Raw genomic sequence first — 17,202 nt, 5'->3', positions numbered from 1 at the left:
CGGGAAGAGTTCCTCGACCGCGTCCCACACCAGCAGCAGACCGCCGTCCTGCTCGATCACCTGGTGGTCCAGCCACACCTGCGGCGTCTGCGAGAGCATCCAGCCGAGTCGGCCGAACGCCTCCTGCGTCTCCTGGCCGACCAGATCGCCCATGCCGACGGCGCTGGTGAACACCACCGAGGGGGGAGGGGCTCCGTCCGTGCGTGACCGCGCCAGGTCGCGGAGGACCTCCACCCCGGTGTACTCGGAATGGACCATGTCGGATCGCAGGCGGGCCTGCAGTTCCAGTGCCCGCTGCCCGAACCCGGTCTCGGAGCCCAGGTCCACCTCCAGCGGTACGAGGTTGGTGAAGTCCGCCACCAGGTGCTCGACGTGGGGGTCCAGCACGGAGCGGTCGAACAGCGGGACGTTCAGCAGGAAGCGTGGTTCCGTGCTCCAGGCGCCGAGGACCTCGGCGTAGGCCGTCGCCAGCAGTACGGGGACCGTCGCCCCGTGTCGGCGTGCGAGCTCCTCCAGCACGGCCCGCTCCCGTGTGTCCAACCGGTGGTCGCGCCGCCGGAAGCGCGGAGCCGCGATCGACGAGGGCTCGACGGAAATCGGGAGCTGGGGGCCGCCGGGCAGGTCGGGGAGGCGGGCGTGCCAGTGCTCCCGGGCCCGTTCCCGGTCGGCGCTGCGCCGCTCCTCCACCCGGGCGAGGTAGGTGGGGAACCCGTAGCCGAGTTCCGGCAGCCCGGCCCGGTCGGCGTCCCCGCCCGCCCGGTAGATGCGCGACAGGTCGCGGAAGAGGATCTGGATGCTGAGCACGTCCGCCACCAGCAGGTCCACGTTGACGTGCATGCGGTGGCGGTCCTCGGGCAGCAGCGACAGCCGAACGTCGAACACCACACCGCCGTCCACGTCCAGACGGCGGTGTGCGAGGCGCTCCCGCTCCTCGGCCAGATGGCGCTCCACCTCGGCCTCGCCGGCTCCGCGCAGGTCGTGCACCGTGAGGCCGGGCCAGGCGGGATCCTCCAGCACCTGCTGGGTCCCGTCGTTCAGGAACCTGGCCCGCAGCATCGCGTGGCGGCGCATCAGCTCCCGTACGGACCCCTCCAGGAGCCCGGGGTCCACCGGGGCGCGCGGGTCGCCGTCGAACTCCACGTAGAAGTGGCATGCCACGCCACCGAGCACCTGGTCGTCGCGGCGTCCGATCCAGTACGCGTGCTGCACGGGCGTCAGGGCGACGGGCTCGCTTTCGTCGACCGCCGGCCCGTCCGCCGGCCGGCCGGCCTCCTCGCCGGCCGGCCGTTCGCGCCGGTCGGTGACCAGCTTCCACCAGGCTGCGAGAACGGGACGCTCGGCGAAGTCGGCGAACTTCAGCGACAGGGCGTCGAGCTGCCACTGGTTGACGAGCTGCATGAGCCGGATGGAGTCCAGCCCGTGGTAGACGAGGTCGTCCTCGTCGCCGATGGCGGAAGGCGCGACGCCCACAGAGCGCGCGACATCCTCGCGCATCGACTCCAGGGTCAGTGCGGGCAGGCCGCCCGACCGCGCGGCCGGTGACCCGGCGGGAACGGGATGCCCGGCGATGTCGGCGGTGTCGGTGGTGCCGGCGGAGGAGGAGCCGGAGGGCCGGGCGGGGCCCACCGCGTCGTGGCGGTGGAGCAGTTCGAGCTCACCGGACCGGTAGCGACGCAGCACCTCCCGCCGCCGTGCGGAAGCGTTCGCCGGTTCCCCTCCGGCCGGCGCCGCGAGTGCCCCTCCGCGGACCAGACCCACGGTCTCCGGCGCCAGCCCGCACTCGGCCACCATGGTCCTGACCACGTCACGTGCGCACGCCGCCCAGTCGCGCTCCCTGAGCCCGGGGCCGGTCTCCAGCAGGAGAGTGAGACCGCCTCCGTGGTGTGTCCGCAGCGCGCAGACGGCGCCGACCGTTTCCGTGCAGGTCCGCACCGCATTTTCGGCCCGTTCCAGTTCCAGGACATCGGACCGGCTGCCGTGCAGGGTTTCCGTCGCATCTTTTTCAAGGGGGAGTCCGTCCGGCATGCGATTTACGTTGGCACGGCGAGAAGACTCTTTCAATACGGCGCGAAAGTCCCCTGGGAAGGCACCCGAAAGGTTAGTCCGGGGGTACCCGAACGGGTACATGGATGGTTATTTCACCCGCTCTCACCTGCTCTTATTCTAAGGGTATTCAAGTGGGTGCGGTGTGTGAGGTGTTTCTTCGCCCCGGTCGGTAGCCGGTTGGGCAGTCGGAAGGCGCACTTGACCGCGGGCGACCGGATGTCTAATTTCCGTTCCGTTGTCCTTGCTGGGTTCCGTGCATTTCAATTTTCAATCACGCAGGAATCGGTGATTCGCCATGACGCAGTTCCGGTACGACCCGCGGATCCTCGGTTCCCCACCGGCGCGGTGGGGGCCGGGCGGTGGCACGGAGCGGGTCACCGGGACGCCCGGAGCCCTCCGGCCGTCCCCCGGAGGGCCGCTGTGAATCTCGCCGCCGAACTCGCCGACCTTGCCGAACGCCGGGGTTGGCAGCTCCGCCCGGCCTTCCACGAACCCGGGCGGACCTGGACGCACGGCGAGATCCACGACACCGCCGCCCGCGCCGCGACCGTGCTGGCGCACCACTCGGTGCGGCGCGGCGACCGCGTCCTGATCGCCCTGCACGACGGCTCCGCATGGATCGTCGCCTTCCTGGGGGCCGCCCGGCTGGGAGCCGTCGCCGTGCTCGTCAACCCCGACCTCGCCCCCGGTGAGCACGCCGGGCTGGCCGCCGACAGCGACCCCGCCCTCGTCCTCTGTCCCGGGGGAATCGCGGACCGCTTCCCTGCCCCCGCCCTCACCGGGGAGGAACTGCTGCGCGAGGCGGCGCGGGCGCCCCGCACGGAACCCGCGCGCCTTCCGGCGGACGCCCCCCTGTACGTGCAGTACACCTCGGGAACGACGGGCGAGCCCAAGGGGGCGGTGCACCGGCACCGGGACCCCTTCCACTACCACCGCTCCACCGGTTGGGGGGCACTGCGGGCCGGGGAGCGGGACGTCACCCTGTCGATCTCCAGGCTCTTCTTCGCCTACGGTTTCGGCAACGCCTTCGTCTTCCCGCTCTTCTCCGGCGGCAGCGCCGTGCTCCTGCCCCGGCGGCCCACCCCCGCCGATGTCTGCGAGGCGTGTTCCCGCCACGGTGTGACGCTGCTGTACGGCGTGCCCACCTCCTACGCCCAGCTGGTCGCGGAGGGCGACCCCGCGTCCCTGCGGACGGTCCGTGCAGCGGTGTCCGCCGGCGAGTCACTGAACCCGTCCCTGGCCGAACGCGCGAGCGGGCTCCTGGGGGCCCCGGTCCTGGAGCAGATCGGCTCGACGGAGGCCGGGCACGCCTTCTGCGCCAACACCGTCGAGGCCGGCCGCGTCGGCACCCTCGGACGTCCCGTCGACGGCTACCGGCTGCGCCTGGCCGACAAGGACGGGCGCGACGTTCCCGAGGGCGCCGAGGGGCGGTTGTGGGTGGCGGGGCCGACCCTGATGGCCGGTTACCTGAACAAACCGCGGCAGACCGCGCAGACGGTCGTGGACGGCTGGCTGGACACGGGGGACCTGGCGGTCCGCGAGCCCGACGGGAGCTACGTCCACCGCGGGCGTGCCGACGACCTCGAGATGGTGGGCGGCATCACCGTGGCCCCGCACGAGATCGAGCGGATACTGCAGGAGCACCCCGGAGTCCTGGAGGCGGCGGTGGCCGCGTGCCCGGACGAGCGCGGGGCGACCAGGCTGCGGGCCTTCGTCGTCCCCCGTGAGGACGGACCGGTCCCGCCGCCCGGCACGGAGGAACTCCTCGGACGGCTGACCGGCCGGGTGGCCCGCTACAAGGTGCCACGGTCCGTGGTCTTCGTCCCCGAACTGCCGCGTACCCCCACCGGCAAGCTGCGCCGGTTCGTCCTGCGCCGGACCGCGGGGAACAGGCCGGGCCCGGCCGAGTGACCGTCATGTGCCGAAGCGGAGGAAGCGGCCTGTGCGCACACTGCTCATAGACAACCACGACTCGTACACCTTCAACCTCTACCAGCTTCTCGCCCGCACTTACGGCACGCCGCCGCACGTACTGGCCAACGACGATCCGCGGCTGACGGCGTCCCTCGCCGGCCGCTTCGACGCGATCGCGGTGTCCCCGGGCCCGGGACGCCCGCAGCGTGCGCGTGACACCGGGCGCGCCCTGGACGTGGTGCGGGAGAGCGGCCTGCCGACGCTCGGCGTGTGCCTGGGCCACCAGGGACTCGCCCGGCTGGCAGGTGCCCGCGTCATTCCCGCCCCCCGTCCCCGGCACGGGCACCTGACCCGGGTGGAGCACCGGGGAGTGGGGCTGTTCGCGGGTCTTCCGCAGGGTTTCACGGCCGTCCGCTACCACTCGCTGTGCGTCACCGGCCTGCCCGGCGACATCGAGGCCGACGCCTGGGCCGAGGACGGCGTGCTCATGGGCTTCCACCACCGGCTCCGCCCCTGGTGGGGAGTGCAGTTCCACCCGGAGTCCATAGCCACCGAGTACGGTGCCGAACTGCTGGATACCTTCCGGGAACTGGCGGCGGCCCACCGGGCCCCGTCGCCTCTTCCGGCCCCGTCGCCTCTTCCGGCCCGAGCCCCGGAACAGCCCCGCATCCGCTCGGACGGGCGCCCGCGGTGGACGCTGCACCATGTGCGTCTGCCGTACGCCGTCGACGCCGGCACGGCGTTCCGGGAACTGTGCGCCGACCGCCCGTACGCCTTCTGGCTCGACAGCAGCCGGACCTCCTCCGAGACGGCCCGCTTCTCCTTCGCCGGCCACCCGGACGGTCCGTCGGGCGAGGTGCTCCGCTACGCCGTGGGCACCGGGCACGTGGAGGTGCTCGACGCGGACGGGCGCCACCGTTGCCGGCTGCCCGGCGGCATCTTCGACGTCCTGGACCGGCGGACGCGCGAACGCCCCGCTCCCCGCGCTCCCGAACTCCCCTTCGACCTCAAGGGCGGCTACGTCGGCTACCTCGGCTACGAGGTGAAGGCCGACTGCGGTTCGCCCAACGCCCGTTCCTCGTCCACGCCGGACGCGGTGTGGATGACGGCCACCCGGTTCCTGGCCGTCGACCACGAGGAGAACCACACCTGGCTGGTCGCCGTGAGCCCCGACGAGCCCGCGGGGCTCGCGGATGCGAGGCGGTGGCTCGCCGAGGCCGCCCGACGGGCACCGGACTGGCGCCGGCCGGGCGGCGACCGGAGCGCCGAACCGGCCGAGCCGGCGGACGGGGTGGACCCCGAGGCGTGGCTGGAGGCGCCCCGCGGGGTGTACCTGGAACGTGTCCGCGCCTGCCTGGACGAGCTGCGCGCGGGCGAGAGCTACGAGATCTGCCTGACCACCGAGGCGAGGATCCCCTTCCGCGGCGACGCGTTCGCCCTCTACCTGCGCCAGCGAGCACTCAACCCCGCGCCGTACGCCGCCTACCTCCAGGCCGGCGAGACCCGCGTGCTGTGCTCGTCCCCCGAGCGCTTCCTGAAGATCGGCGAGGACGGCGTGGCGGAGGCGAGGCCGATAAAGGGCACCGCACCGCGCCACCGTGACCCGGCCGAGGACGTCCGGGCCAGGGACGAGCTCGCCTCCTCGCCCAAGACCCGCGCGGAGAACCTGATGATCGTGGACCTGCTCCGCAACGACCTGGGGCGGGTCTGCGGAATCGGCAGTGTGGACGTGCCCTCCTTCATGAACGTGGAGTCCTACACCACCGTGCACCAGCTCGTCACCACCGTGCGGGGACGACTCCTGCCCGGCGTCGGTCCGGTGGGAGCCGTCCGCGCCTGCTTCCCCGGGGGGTCCATGACAGGCGCACCCAAGCTCCGGACCATGGAGATCATCGGCCGTCTCGAGGACCGCCCGCGCGGTGTGTACTCCGGGGCCCTCGGTTTCATCGGTCTCACCGGGGCAGCCGATCTGAACATCGTCATCCGCACCGCCGTGGCGCACGGCGGTGCCCTGGGCGTCGGCGCGGGAGGGGCCGTCGTCCTCGACTCGGACCCGGCCGCCGAGTACGAGGAGATGCTGGTGAAGCTGCGCGCTCCGCTGCGGGGGCTGGCCGCCTCCGACACGCCTGGGGCGGACCGCAGCAAGATTATTGTTCGATCCTCCGCGTTCGGGTAACAAGTTAGACCGTTACCGACCGACGCAGGTACGAACCTGTGCCGGTCCCAAGACCTGGCGAACGGGGGAGTTCCCGATGCACAGAAGCCGCAGGCACCGGAGGGAACACGAAGGGCCGCCGCTGTCGCCGCCCTCGCATCCGCTGACCTGACCGTGGGCCGCGCCGTCACCGGACGGCCGGACGGCGCCGCCGCGTCCCATGTCGCCCACGGCCGGCGCCCAGCGCTCCGCCGGCCGTGGGCGTCTGCTCCATCTGTGTATATGGGGGTCGGATGAGATCTACAGCAGTGTGTTCCCTGTGCCCGGTGACATCTCTGCACGTACTGGTGGCCGGCGGGCCGAAGGTACTGCGCAGAGGCATCGAGGCGCTCCTGACCGAGACGGACGACGTCGCGGAGGTCGTGTCCGTCCCGGACGGCATGAGCGCCGCCGCGGAGGTGCGCAGACGCTCCGCCGAACTCGTCGTCCTCGTCTGCCGCGGCCCCGACGACGCGACGGAGGAGGCGCTCTGCGCGATCCGTGCCGAGGGCGCCGCCTCCCTCGTCGTCCTCGGCGACTCCGACCCGACGTTTCTGGAACGGGCCGCCCGTTACCCCGCCGACGGCTTCATGATGACCGAGGAACTCAGCGAGGACTCGCTGAGCAGGGCTCTGGAGGCCCTCTCCCGGGGCGAGATGCCCTTCCCTCCGGTACTGGGGCGCATCGCTCTCTCCGCGCTGCGCGAACCGCTGCTCCCCATGCAGCCGCCCGCGCTCTCGCCGCGGGAGCGCGAGACCCTGGTGCTGCTGGCGATGGGGCTCAGCAACAAGGAGATCGGCCTCAAGCTGGACATCACCGAGCACGGCGCGAAGCGGCACGTCAGCCGTATACTGTCCAAGCTGAACTGCTCCAACCGGACCATGGCCGCGAGAACCGCTTACCGCATGGGTTTACTCGCCGACGCCGACCGGTGAGCCCACGGCCCCGAGCGCGCCCCCGGTCCCACCCCGGACTCACCGCGAGTACGCGCCGGCAGGGACGCCCGCCGTTGAGAGGAGGGCCGCATGACACGGATCCGACCGGTTCGGGGCGACATCACCGAGCAGACCGTCGACGCGGTGGTCAACGCCGCCAACTCCTCCCTGCTGGGCGGCGGAGGCGTCGACGGGGCGATCCACCGCAGGGGAGGCCCGGAGATCCTCGCCGAGTGCCGGGCCCTGCGCGCCTCCCGCTACGGCAGGGGCCTGCCGACAGGCCGGGCGGTGGCCACCACGGCCGGCCGGCTGCCCGCGCGCTGGGTGATCCACACGGTGGGACCGGTGTTCACCCCGGACGAGGACCGCTCGGAACTGCTCGCCTCCTGCCACCGGGAGTCCCTGCGGGTCGCGGACGAACTCGGGGCGCGGACGGTCGCGTTCCCGGCCGTCTCGACGGGCGTCTACGGCTGGCCGCTGGAGGACGCCGCGCGCATCTCGGTGGGGACGGTCCGGGCAGCGCGGACGGCGGTCGAGGAGGTCCGGTTCGTCCTCTTCGACGAGCGGGCCTACCAGGCGTTCGCCGGGCAGCTGCGCTGAACGGCCGGCCCGGTGCCGGGGCACCGGACCGGCCGCCTCCCGTCCCGCGGGGAGTCTCAGGTGTAGAGCAGGTACGGGCGCCGCGCCCGCTCGAAGGCGCGCACCTCCGCCTGCCAGGCCGCCGTGATCTCCTCCACCTCCTTGCCCGCGTCGATCATCTCCCGCAGCCTGGGGGAGCCGGAGAGCTTGTCGATCCAGAACGGGCGCCTGGTGTCCCAGGAGTCCTGGCGCCAGGCGAAGTCCTCGTGGCGGCGCGCCTCCACCAGCATCGCCACCGCGGTGGGGATCGGCTCGTAGCGGCGCGGATCGGTGACGTGGATCTGCACGCCCGCGCAGGTGGTGCCGGTGTGCTTGCCGAACGTCGGCACGAAGTAGCCCTCGCGGAACCGGACCCCCGGCAGCTTCCGGGCGTTCAGCCGGTCGCTGTAGCGGTGGTCCAGGTACGGCGCGCCGACGAACTCGAACGGGCGGGTGGTGCCGCGCCCCTCCGAGAGGTTGGTGCCCTCGAAGTAGCCGGTCCCGGCGTAGACCACGGCGGTGTCCGCGGTCGGCATGTTCGGGGAGGGCGGCACCCAGGGCAGGCCGCTGTCGTGCGCGGTGGAGTACGGGTCCCAGCCGCGCACCGGCACGACCTCCAGCTCCGCCACCTTCCCGCCCCCGCCCTCCTTCGGCAGCAGCTCGCCGTTGAAGTAGCGGGCCAGCTCGCCCACCGTCATCCCGTGCTGCTGGATGATCACTTCGGCGCCGACGCCCGAGGTGAACTCCTCGGTCATCAGCGGGCCGTCGGCCCGCCGCCCGATCGGGTTCGGGCGGTCCAGCACCACGAAGCGGGCGCCGGTGGAGCGTGCGGCGACCATCGCGCTGTACATGGTCCAGATGTAGGTGTAGAAGCGGACGCCGACGTCCTGGATGTCGAAGACGATCGTGTCCGCCCCGGCCTTGGTGAACAGTTCGGCCATCTTCGCCGCGCCCGCGCCGTACGCGTCGTACACCGTCAGGCCGGTGCGCGGGTCGGTGAACTCCGGCTCGGAGGAGCCCGCCTGCGCACTGCCCCGGAAACCGTGCTCGGGGCCGAAGACCCCGACGATCTCCAGTTCACTGCGCGCGGCCATGGAGTCCACGATGTGCCCGGTGTCGCGCAGCACGCCGGTCGGGTTGCTGATCACACCGACCTTGCGGCCGCGCAGCATGGACCAGCCGCGGGCGGCCGCGACGTCGGCGCCGGGAACGACGCCTTGGCCGCCGGAGCGGCCGCCGGGCGCGGCGGTGGCGGAGGCGGAGGGCAGGAGCGGGGCGGCCAGCGCGGCTGCCGCGCCGCCGGCGAGGAGTGATCGGCGGGAAGGCATGCGGGGAAGCTAGCCGCGGGCGCGCTGAGCGACAAGGGGCCACGCACGGTGGCAGAGGTACAGAGCAATGGCGGCGCCCCGACGGAGCAGCCCCGGTTGCGCCCGCCCGGCGGCCCGTGCCCCGGCTCACTCCTCGACGAGGACCACCTCCAGGGTGCGCGGACCGTGGACGCCCTCCACCCGGTCCAGCTCGATGTCGCTGGTGGCCGACGGGCCGGAGATCCAGGTCAGCGGACGGGCCGGATCCAGCCGTTCCAGCGCCTCGGGCACCGACGCCACCACCTGCTCCGGGACGCGCACCACGCAGATGTGGTGGTCGGGGATCAGGGTGATGCGGCGGCGCCCCTGACCGGGGCCGCCGTCCAGCACGATCGTGCCGGTCTCCGCGATCGCCACCGCGCACCCGGTCACCACGCTGTCCACCGAGTCCAGTTCGCGGGCGGTGGCGGCGGCGCGGTCGTGGACGCGGACGGGGTCGGCGGCCTTCAGCCAGTGAGGCGGCAGACCGGGCGGCACCAGCACCGTGGCGCTGCCGCGCGCCGCCAGCAGACGGCACAGCAGCGGGGCCAGGCCCTCGTCACCGGTGCGGTGCACCACGGCGCGGTAGTCCGCCAGGTTCTCCGCCAGCAGCCCGGCGAGCGCACCGCCCGCCCCGGCCCCGGACGGGAGGTGGGCGCGCGCGTAGTCACGGGGCACGGGGACGTCGTCCGGCGCCTCGGAGCGCGGTACGTCCCGCAGTGCGCGGCGGATCCGGCCCAGCACCACATCGCGGCCGCTCATCGGTCGCCTCCCCGTTCTCCCCGGGCTTCCCGTTCCCCCCGGGCTTCCCGTCCCCCGCCGTCGTCCCCCCGCTCGCGCCGCCACCAGTCGCGGAAGGACTCGGCGGGCACTTCGGGCAGTTCGCGGCTCGCCGTCCAGGCCCGGCCCGGCCCCGGCAGACGGCGCGGGTGCAGCCGCCTGGTGCGGGAGGCCAGCCGCTGGCCGGCCCGCAGCGCCGCCGGGTGCTCGAAGACCCAGCGGGCCGCCCGCATCGCCGCGCGCTCGGCGGCGTGCCCGCGGGCGGGACGGACGGTCGTGCGCCGTCCGCGCACCGTCGCCTCGCCGCCCTCCACGACGCGCTCGCGCAGATGGACCAGGACCTGGGGGATGTCGATGGCCACCGGGCAGACCTCGTAGCAGGCCCCGCACAGCGAGGACGCGTACGGCAGCGAGGCGTCCAGCCCGCTCGCCGTGCCGCGCAGCTGGGGGGTGAGGATCGCGCCGATCGGACCCGGATAGGCCGAACCGTAGGCGTGTCCGCCCGCCCGCTCGTAGACCGGGCAGACGTTCAGGCAGGCCGAGCAGCGGATGCAGCGCAGCGCCTGGCGGCCCACGGTGTCGGCCAGCGCGTCGGTGCGGCCGTTGTCCAGCAGCACCAGATGGAAGTCGCGCGGGCCGTCGGCGCCTTCGGCGTCCGCGGCGCCCGTCCACATCGAGGTGTAGGGGTTCATCCGCTCGGCGGTGGAGGAGCGGGGCAGGAGCTGGAGGAAGACCTCCAGATCGCGCCAGGTGGGCACCACCTTCTCGATGCCGACCACCGAGATCAGCGTCTCGGGCAGGGTCAGGCACATCCGCCCGTTGCCCTCGGACTCGACCACCACCAGCGTGCCGGTCTCGGCCACCATGAAGTTGGCGCCCGAGATCCCGACCCTGGCCCGCAGGAACTTCTCCCGCAGGTGCAGCCGGGCGGCCTCGGCCAGCTCGGCCGGTTCGTCGCTCAGGCCGTCCGGTGCCGGGCGTCCCCAACTCCCCATCTCCGAGCGGAAGATGTCGCGGATCTCACCGCGGTTGCGGTGGATGGCGGGGACGAGGATGTGCGAGGGCAGGTCGTCGCCGAGCTGGACGATCAGCTCGGCCAGGTCGGTCTCGTAGGCACGGATCCCGGCCGCCTCCAGGGCCGCGTTCAGGCCGATCTCCTGGGTGGCCATCGACTTGACCTTGACCACCTCGCTCTCGCCGGTGGCGCGGACCAGCTCCGTGACGATCCGGTTGGCCTCGGCGGCGTCGGCCGCCCAGTGGACGGTGCCGCCCGCGGCGGTCACGGCCTCCTCCAGCCGCTCCAGATAGTGGTCGAGGTGGCGCAGGGTGCGGTCCTTGATCGCCGCACCGGCGGCCCGCAGCCGTGCCCAGTCGGGCAGTTCGGCGACGGCCTGCGCGCGCTTGGCGCGGATGGTGCCGGTGGCGTGGCGCAGGTTGCCGCGCAGCCGCGTGTCGCGGACGGCCGCGGCGGCGGCCTCGGGGAAGGGGGGCATGCCCAGGAACGTCCCACCGCTCATCGCGCCTCCTCCTCCGTACCGTTCGCCGGCGTGCCTTCCGCCGCCGTGCCGTCCACCACCGTGCCGGCGTCGGTCGAGGCCAGGATCTCGGCGAGGTGGACGGGCCGGACGGCGGAACCACGCCGGGCCAGGATGCCGCCGATGTGCATCAGACAGGAGTTGTCCACCGCGCACACCGCCTGAGCGCCCGTGCTCTCGATGCCGCGCGCCTTGTCCGAGCCCATCGCCGCCGACACCGCCGCGTTCTTCACCGCGAACGTCCCGCCGAAACCGCAGCACTCCTGTGCGCCGGGCAGCTCCACCAGCTCCAGGCCGCGCACGTTCTCCAGCAGCCGCCGGGGCCGGTCGCCCAGCCCCAGCGTCCGCAGGCCGTGGCAGGTGGGGTGGTAGGTCACGGTGTGCGGGTAGTACGCGCCCACGTCCGTCACCCCCAGCACGTCCACCAGGAACTCGCTCAGCTCGTACGTCCTGGAGGCCACCCCGGCCGCCTCGGCCGCCGTCCCCGCCGCCCCGCCGCCGAAGGCCCGGGCGGCGATCCGCGGATGGTTCTCGCGCACCATCGCCGCGCACGAGCCGGACGGGGTGACGACGTGGTCGTAGCCGCGGAAGACCTCGGCGAAACGGCGCACCAGCGGCTCGGTCTCGCGCCGGTAGCCGGTGTTGAACTGGGGCTGCCCGCAGCAGCTCTGTGTGAGGGGGAAGTCCACCTCCACCCCCAGCCGCTCCAGCACCGCGAGAGCGGCCCGACCGGTGCCCGGGTAGAGCGTGTCGGTCACACACGTCACGAACAGCGCTACCCGCATACCGCGGCCTCCGCCCGACGCCAGGCCGCCTGGTCACCCATGGGCTCATGGTGCCGCAGCGGCCGGGTGGCGCGCAGCAGGGAGCGCAGCGCCGCCAGGTCGCCGCGCACGGCGCCGGCCGCGCGCGCCTGGACCAGCACGTTGCCGAAGGCCGCCGCCTCGGCCGGGCCCGCCACCACCGGCAGCCCGCAGGCGTCGGCCGTCAGCCGGCACAGCAGCTCGTTGCGCGCCCCGCCGCCGACGATGTGCACCACCTCCACCTCCCGCCCCGACAGCCGCTGTGCGTCGGCGACCGCCCGGCGGTGGGCCAGGGCCAGGGAGTCCAGCACGCAGCGGACGGTCTCGGCCGGATCGCGGGGGACCGGCTGACCGGTGCGCCGGCACGCCTCGGCGATCCGCGCGGGCATCCGGCCCGGCGCCAGGAAGGCCGGATCGCCGGCGTCCACCACCGAGCGCAGCGCGGGCGCCTTCGCCGCCTCGCGCAGCAGTGCCTCCAGCTCCGGCGCGAGCCCCTCGGCCTCCCAGGAGCGCAGACACTCCTGGAGGAGCCACAGGCCCATGATGTTGCGCAGATAGCGGACCGTGCCGTCCACGCCCAGCTCGTTGGTGAAGTTCGCGGCGCGCGACTCCTCGGTGAGCACCGGCGCCTCCAGCTCCACACCGGCCAGCGACCAGGTGCCCGTGGCGATGTACGCGAACGCCCGCCCGCTCTCCGCCGGAACCCCCGCCACGGCCGAGGCCGTGTCGTGCGAGCCGACGGCCGTCACCGGAACCGGTCCGTCCAGCCCGCACTCCTCCAGTACCTCGCCCAGCAGCTCGCCCGCCGGATCCCCCGGCCGCCGCAGCGGCGGGAACAGCGACAGATCGACGCCGAACGCCTTGGCCACCGGCCGCGCCCAGTCGCCGGTGCGCGGGTCGACCAGCTGGGTGGTGGAGGCGTTGGTCAGCTCGGTGCCCGCCTCGCCCGTCAGCCAGTACGAGATCAGGTCCGGGATCAGCAGCAGGCGCCGGGCGGCCTCCAGCGCGGGCGTACCGCGGGCCGCCACCAGTTGGTGGAGGGTGTTGAACGGCTGGTACTGCAGGCCCGTGGCGGCGTACAGCTCCTCGGGCGGCAGCACGGCCGCGGCCCGCTCGGCGGCCCCCGCCGTACGGCCGTCGCGGTAGTGCACCGGATTGCCCAGCAGCGCGCCCGAGGCGTCCAGCAGCCCGTGGTCCACGGCCCAGGAGTCGACACCGACCGAGGCCAGACGCCCCCGCGGCGCGGCGCGGCCCGCCTTCCGCAACCCGTCCAGCACCCCCCGGTACAGGCCGAGGACGTCCCAGTACAGGGTGCCGCCGGCGCGGACGGGACGGTTGGGGAAGCGGTGCGCCTCGCGCAGTTCCAGGACGCCCGGCCCGGCCGTGCCCACCATGACGCGCCCGCTGGAGGCGCCCAGGTCGACGGCGGCGAAGGACAGGGGGGTGCGTGGCGGTGGGGCAGGGGACACGGCGGGACCTCGCGGGGGAACGGGATTGGACCTGCCCGGCCACCGCGGTGGCACGACAGGGTCCGCACGGTGGCCGGGCAGGGGATCTGGGAGGGACGTCAGCGCAGGAAGGCGGCGGCCACGCCCGCGTCGACGGGGATGTGCAGCCCGGTGGTGTGGCTCAGCTCGCCGCCGGTCAGCGCGAACACCGCGTTCGCCACGTGCTCGGGCAGCACCTCGCGCTTGAGGAGGGTGCGCTGGGCGTAGAACTCGCCGAGCTTCTCCTCCGGCACCCCGTACACCGCCGCGCGCCGGGCGCCCCAGCCGCCGGCGAAGATGCCGGAGCCGCGCACCACCCCGTCGGGGTTGACGCCGTTGACGCGGATGCCCAGCTCGCCCAGTTCGGCGGCCAGCAGCCGCACCTGGTGCGCCTGGTCGGCCTTGGTGGCGCCGTAGGCGATGTTGTTGGGGCCGGCGAAGACGCCGTTCTTGGAGGCGATGTAGACGATGTCGCCGCCCATGCCCTGGGCGGCCATCACCCGGGCGGCCTCGCGGGAGACCAGGAAGGAGCCGCGGGCCATGATGGCGTGCTGGAGGTCCCAGTCCCCGGCGGTGGTCTCCAGCAGGGGCTTGGAGATGGAGATGCCCGCGTTGTTGACCACCAGGTCCACGCCGCCGAAGGCCAGGACGGCCGCCCCGAACGCCTCGGCGATCTGCTCCTCGCTGGTGACGTCCACCGTCACCGCCACCGCCTTGTCGGGGCCGCCCAGCTCCTCGGCGACGGCGCGGGCGTTCTCCGCGTTCAGGTCGGCGACCACCACGCACGCGCCCTCGGCGGCCAGCCGGTGCGCGATGGCCCGCCCGATGCCGGACCCGGCGCCGGTGACCAGTGCGATCCGGGTGGCCAGGGCCTTCGGCCTCGGCATCCGCCGCAGCTTGGCCTCCTCCAGCTCCCAGTACTCGATGCGGAACTTCTCGCTCTCCTCGATGGGGGAGTACGAGGAGACGGCCTCGGCCCCGCGCATCACGTTGATCGCGTTGACGTAGAACTCGCCCGCCACCCGCGCGGTCTGCTTGTCCTTGCCGAAGGAGAACATCCCCACGCCCGGCACCAGGACGATCGCCGGGTCCGCCCCGCGCATCGCGGGGGAGTCCGGGGCCGCGTGCCGCTCGTAGTACGCCCGGTACTCCGCGCGGTACTCGGCGTGCAGCTCCTTCAGCCGGGCGACGGCCTCCTCCAGCGGCGCGGTCGCCGGCAGGTCCAGGACCAGGGGGCGGACCTTGGTGCGCAGGAAGTGGTCCGGGCAGGAGGTGCCCAGGGCCGCCAGGCGCGGGTGCTCGGCGCGGGAGAGGAAGTCCAGCACGGCGCCGGTGTCGGTGAAGTGCCCCACCTGCGGCCGGTCGGCCGAGGCGACGGCGCGCACGTACGGCGCCAGCGCGGCGGCGCGCGCCCGGCGCTCGTCCTCCTCCAGCGGCCCGTAGCCCTCCAGGACCGGGCCGAACGGCTCGGGCCGGCCGCGCTCGGCGAGGAACTCCTCGGCGGTGCGGATGATGTGCAGCGAGTTGCGCTCGCACTCCTCGGAGGTGTCGCCCCACGCGGTGATGCCGTGCCCGCCCAGGACGCAGCCGATCGCCCGCGGGTTGGCCTCCTTGACCGCGGCGATGTCCAGCCCGAGCTGGAAGCCGGGCCGCCGCCACGGGACCCAGACGACGGTGTCGCCGAAGCACTCGGCCGTCAGCCTCTCACCGTCGGCGGCGCAGGCGAGCGCGATGCCGGAGTCGGGGTGGAGGTGGTCGACGTGGGCGGCGTCCACCAGGCCGTGCATCGCGGTGTCGATGGAGGGGGCCGCGCCGCCCCGGCCGTGCAGGCAGTGGTCGAACGCGGCGACCATCTCGTCCTCGCGCTCCACCCCCGGGTACACGTCCTTCAGCGCGCGCAGCCGGTCCAGGCGCAGGACCGCCAGCCCGTCCGCGGTCAGCGTGCCCAGGTTCCCGCCGGAGCCCTTGACCCACAGCAGTTCGGTCTCGCCGCCGGTCACGGGGTCGGTGCCGGTGCCCTTGGCGGAGGTGTTGCCGCCCGCGTAGTTGGTGTTGCGCGGATCGGAGCCCAGCCGGTGCGAGCGCGTCAGCAGCGCCTCGACCGTCTCCCGGTCCGTCGTACGGTCGCCGTCCATGTCCCTCACGCCCCCCAGCCGGCCTGGCGGCCGTCCTTGCGCTCCTCGGTGATCCGCTCGGCCCATCCCGAGCGGTGGTAGGCCGCGACCGGGTCCGGGTCCAGGCCCATCTCCTCGCGGACCTCGGCCAGCAGCGGCCGTACGTCGGTGTTGTAGGCGTCCATCAGCACGGCGTTGGCGGCCAGCACGTCGCCGTCTGCCTGGGCGGCGGACAGCGCCTCGCGGTCGACCAGCAGGGCCTTGGCGGTGGCCTCCTGGACGTTCATCACCGAGCGGATGATCGCGGGGATCTTCGCCTCGATGTTGTGGCACTGGTCGAGCATGAAGGCGGTCTGCGGCCCGTACCCGCCGCCGCGCACCACCTCGTACATGATCCGGAAGAGCTGGAAGGGGTCGGCGGCGCCGACCATCAGGTCGTCGTCGGCGTAGAAGCGGGAGTTGAAGTCGAAACCGCCCAGCTTCCCCTCGCGCAGCAGCACGGCCACGATGAACTCGATGTTGGTGCCCGGCGCGTGGTGGCCGGTGTCCACCACCACCTGCGCCTTCTCGCCCAGCTTCAGGCAGTGGGCGTAGGCGGTGCCCCAGTCGGGGACGTCGGTGGTGTAGAAGGAGGGCTCGAAGAACTTGTACTCCAGCAGCATCCGCTGCCCCTCGCCCAGCCGCTCGTACACCGCCGCCAGCGCCTCGGCCAGGCGGTCCTGGCGGGCGCGGACGTCGTCCTGGCCCGGGTAGTTGGTGCCGTCGGCGAACCACAGCTTCAGATCGCGCGAGCCGGTGGCGTCCATGATGTCGACGCACTCCAGCAGGTGGTCCAGCGCCTTGCGCCGCACGGCCGCGTCGGGGTGGCAGACGCTGCCGAGCCGGTAGTCGTCGTCCTGGAAGACGTTGGAGTTGATCGCGCCGAGGTACAGTCCGCGCTCCTCGGCGTACTCCGCCAGCGCGGCGTAGTCGTCGACCCGGTCCCAGGGGATGTGCAGGGCCACGGTCGGCGCGACGCCGGTGTGCGCGTGCACCCGGGCCGCGTCGTCGAGCTTCTCCCGGGGGGTGCGCGGGACGCCGGGCTGCGCGAAGACCTTGAAACGCGTTCCGGAGTTGCCGTAGGCCCACGAGGGCGTCTCGATGGCCTGTTTCCTGAGGGCCGCCTTCACGGCGGACACGGCGGTCATGCGTCAGAGCTCCCGAGGTCCGGACGGCTTCATGAATCGTTTCATCGCCGGAAAGCTATGGGGGTCCGATGAGGGTGTCAAGGGGCGGGGGCCGGGTGGAGGCCGGGGCCTCGGCACTTCCTGGACATTCGGACTTTTCCGCCCGCGGCCCATTGACGGAGGCCGGGTGATGCCCCTACCGTCCGTGCGACTTCCGTGAATCCTTTCATGAGAGCGTTCACGGCCGTCCACGGCTTTTGACGA

General features: G+C 73.3%; 12 protein-coding genes. 4 read left to right on the top strand and 8 right to left on the bottom strand.

All coding sequences use genetic code 11. The annotated features are described in order from the left end of the window. Positions 1 to 2,025, bottom strand: a 2,025-nt coding sequence (locus BMY40_RS14780) for a condensation domain-containing protein (protein ID WP_245770093.1), incomplete at its 3' end; no start/stop codon positions are given. Positions 2,026 to 2,466: 441 nt separating this feature from the next. Here BMY40_RS14780 and BMY40_RS14775 point away from each other — a divergent pair. From BMY40_RS14775 to BMY40_RS14760, 4 genes are all read left to right on the top strand, one after another. Further along, positions 2,467 to 3,957, top strand: a complete 1,491-nt coding sequence (locus tag BMY40_RS14775; RefSeq protein ID WP_245770092.1) for an AMP-binding protein — start codon at positions 2,467 to 2,469, stop codon at positions 3,955 to 3,957. 31 nt (positions 3,958 to 3,988) lie between these two features. Continuing rightward, entirely contained in the window at positions 3,989 to 6,136 is a 2,148-nt protein-coding gene (gene pabB, locus BMY40_RS14770) for an aminodeoxychorismate synthase component I (RefSeq protein WP_093659551.1), read from the top strand. Positions 6,137 to 6,441: 305 nt separating this feature from the next. Then, positions 6,442 to 7,089: a LuxR C-terminal-related transcriptional regulator gene (locus tag BMY40_RS27535; RefSeq protein WP_107436772.1), complete on the top strand. Its 648-nt coding sequence runs from the start codon at positions 6,442 to 6,444 to the stop codon at positions 7,087 to 7,089. Positions 7,090 to 7,179: 90 nt separating this feature from the next. Beyond that, entirely contained in the window at positions 7,180 to 7,689 is a 510-nt protein-coding gene (locus tag BMY40_RS14760) for an O-acetyl-ADP-ribose deacetylase (RefSeq protein ID WP_093659549.1), read from the top strand. Between the two features lie 56 nt (positions 7,690 to 7,745). Here BMY40_RS14760 and BMY40_RS14755 read toward each other — a convergent pair whose 3' ends face one another. The 7 genes from BMY40_RS14755 to rhaI form a co-directional block, all read right to left on the bottom strand. Next, positions 7,746 to 9,035, bottom strand: a complete 1,290-nt coding sequence (locus BMY40_RS14755) for an exo-beta-N-acetylmuramidase NamZ family protein (protein WP_093659547.1) — start codon at positions 9,033 to 9,035, stop codon at positions 7,746 to 7,748. A 126-nt stretch (positions 9,036 to 9,161) separates the two neighbouring features. Beyond that, on the bottom strand, positions 9,162 to 9,815 hold the full coding sequence (locus BMY40_RS14750; RefSeq protein WP_093659545.1) for a LutC/YkgG family protein: 654 nt from the start codon (positions 9,813 to 9,815) through the stop codon (positions 9,162 to 9,164). Next, positions 9,812 to 11,350 carry a lactate utilization protein B gene (locus BMY40_RS14745; protein WP_093659543.1) on the bottom strand — a complete coding sequence of 513 codons (1,539 nt, stop codon included), beginning with the start codon at positions 11,348 to 11,350 and terminating at the stop codon, positions 9,812 to 9,814. Before BMY40_RS14745 ends, BMY40_RS14750 begins: the two co-directional genes overlap by 4 nt. Beyond that, positions 11,347 to 12,153: a (Fe-S)-binding protein gene (locus tag BMY40_RS14740; protein ID WP_093659541.1), complete on the bottom strand. Its 807-nt coding sequence runs from the start codon at positions 12,151 to 12,153 to the stop codon at positions 11,347 to 11,349. Before BMY40_RS14740 ends, BMY40_RS14745 begins: the two co-directional genes overlap by 4 nt. Then, the gene (locus tag BMY40_RS14735) at positions 12,144 to 13,640 is read right to left on the bottom strand and encodes a rhamnulokinase (RefSeq protein ID WP_281250780.1); all 1,497 of its coding nucleotides are present in this window, start codon (positions 13,638 to 13,640) and stop codon (positions 12,144 to 12,146) included. Before BMY40_RS14735 ends, BMY40_RS14740 begins: the two co-directional genes overlap by 10 nt. A gap of 98 nt (positions 13,641 to 13,738) precedes the next feature. Continuing rightward, positions 13,739 to 15,793 (bottom strand): bifunctional aldolase/short-chain dehydrogenase, encoded by a 2,055-nt coding sequence (locus BMY40_RS14730; RefSeq protein ID WP_093659591.1) that lies wholly within the window; start codon positions 15,791 to 15,793, stop codon positions 13,739 to 13,741. Between the two features lie 5 nt (positions 15,794 to 15,798). Further along, on the bottom strand, positions 15,799 to 16,959 hold the full coding sequence (gene rhaI / locus BMY40_RS14725) for an L-rhamnose isomerase (RefSeq protein ID WP_093659539.1): 1,161 nt from the start codon (positions 16,957 to 16,959) through the stop codon (positions 15,799 to 15,801). Positions 16,960 to 17,202 lie beyond the last annotated feature (243 nt).

It is taken from the genome of Streptomyces radiopugnans, assembly GCF_900110735.1.
Taxonomy (GTDB): domain Bacteria; phylum Actinomycetota; class Actinomycetes; order Streptomycetales; family Streptomycetaceae; genus Streptomyces; species Streptomyces radiopugnans.
This window is presented reverse-complemented; position numbering and strand designations above follow the sequence as displayed.

Excerpts from the sequence above, each read along its gene's own strand:
- BMY40_RS14755 (WP_093659547.1), bottom strand. The coding sequence starts at position 9,035 with ATGCCTTCCCGCCGATCACTCCTCGCCGGCGGCGCGGCAGCCGCGCTG.
- BMY40_RS14750 (WP_093659545.1), bottom strand. The coding sequence starts at position 9,815 with ATGAGCGGCCGCGATGTGGTGCTGGGCCGGATCCGCCGCGCACTGCGG.
- BMY40_RS14730 (WP_093659591.1), bottom strand. The coding sequence starts at position 15,793 with ATGGACGGCGACCGTACGACGGACCGGGAGACGGTCGAGGCGCTGCTG.
- rhaI (WP_093659539.1), bottom strand. The coding sequence starts at position 16,959 with ATGACCGCCGTGTCCGCCGTGAAGGCGGCCCTCAGGAAACAGGCCATC.
- BMY40_RS14760 (WP_093659549.1), top strand. The coding sequence starts at position 7,180 with ATGACACGGATCCGACCGGTTCGGGGCGACATCACCGAGCAGACCGTC.
- BMY40_RS14740 (WP_093659541.1), bottom strand. The coding sequence starts at position 12,153 with ATGCGGGTAGCGCTGTTCGTGACGTGTGTGACCGACACGCTCTACCCG.
- BMY40_RS14745 (WP_093659543.1), bottom strand. The coding sequence starts at position 11,350 with ATGAGCGGTGGGACGTTCCTGGGCATGCCCCCCTTCCCCGAGGCCGCC.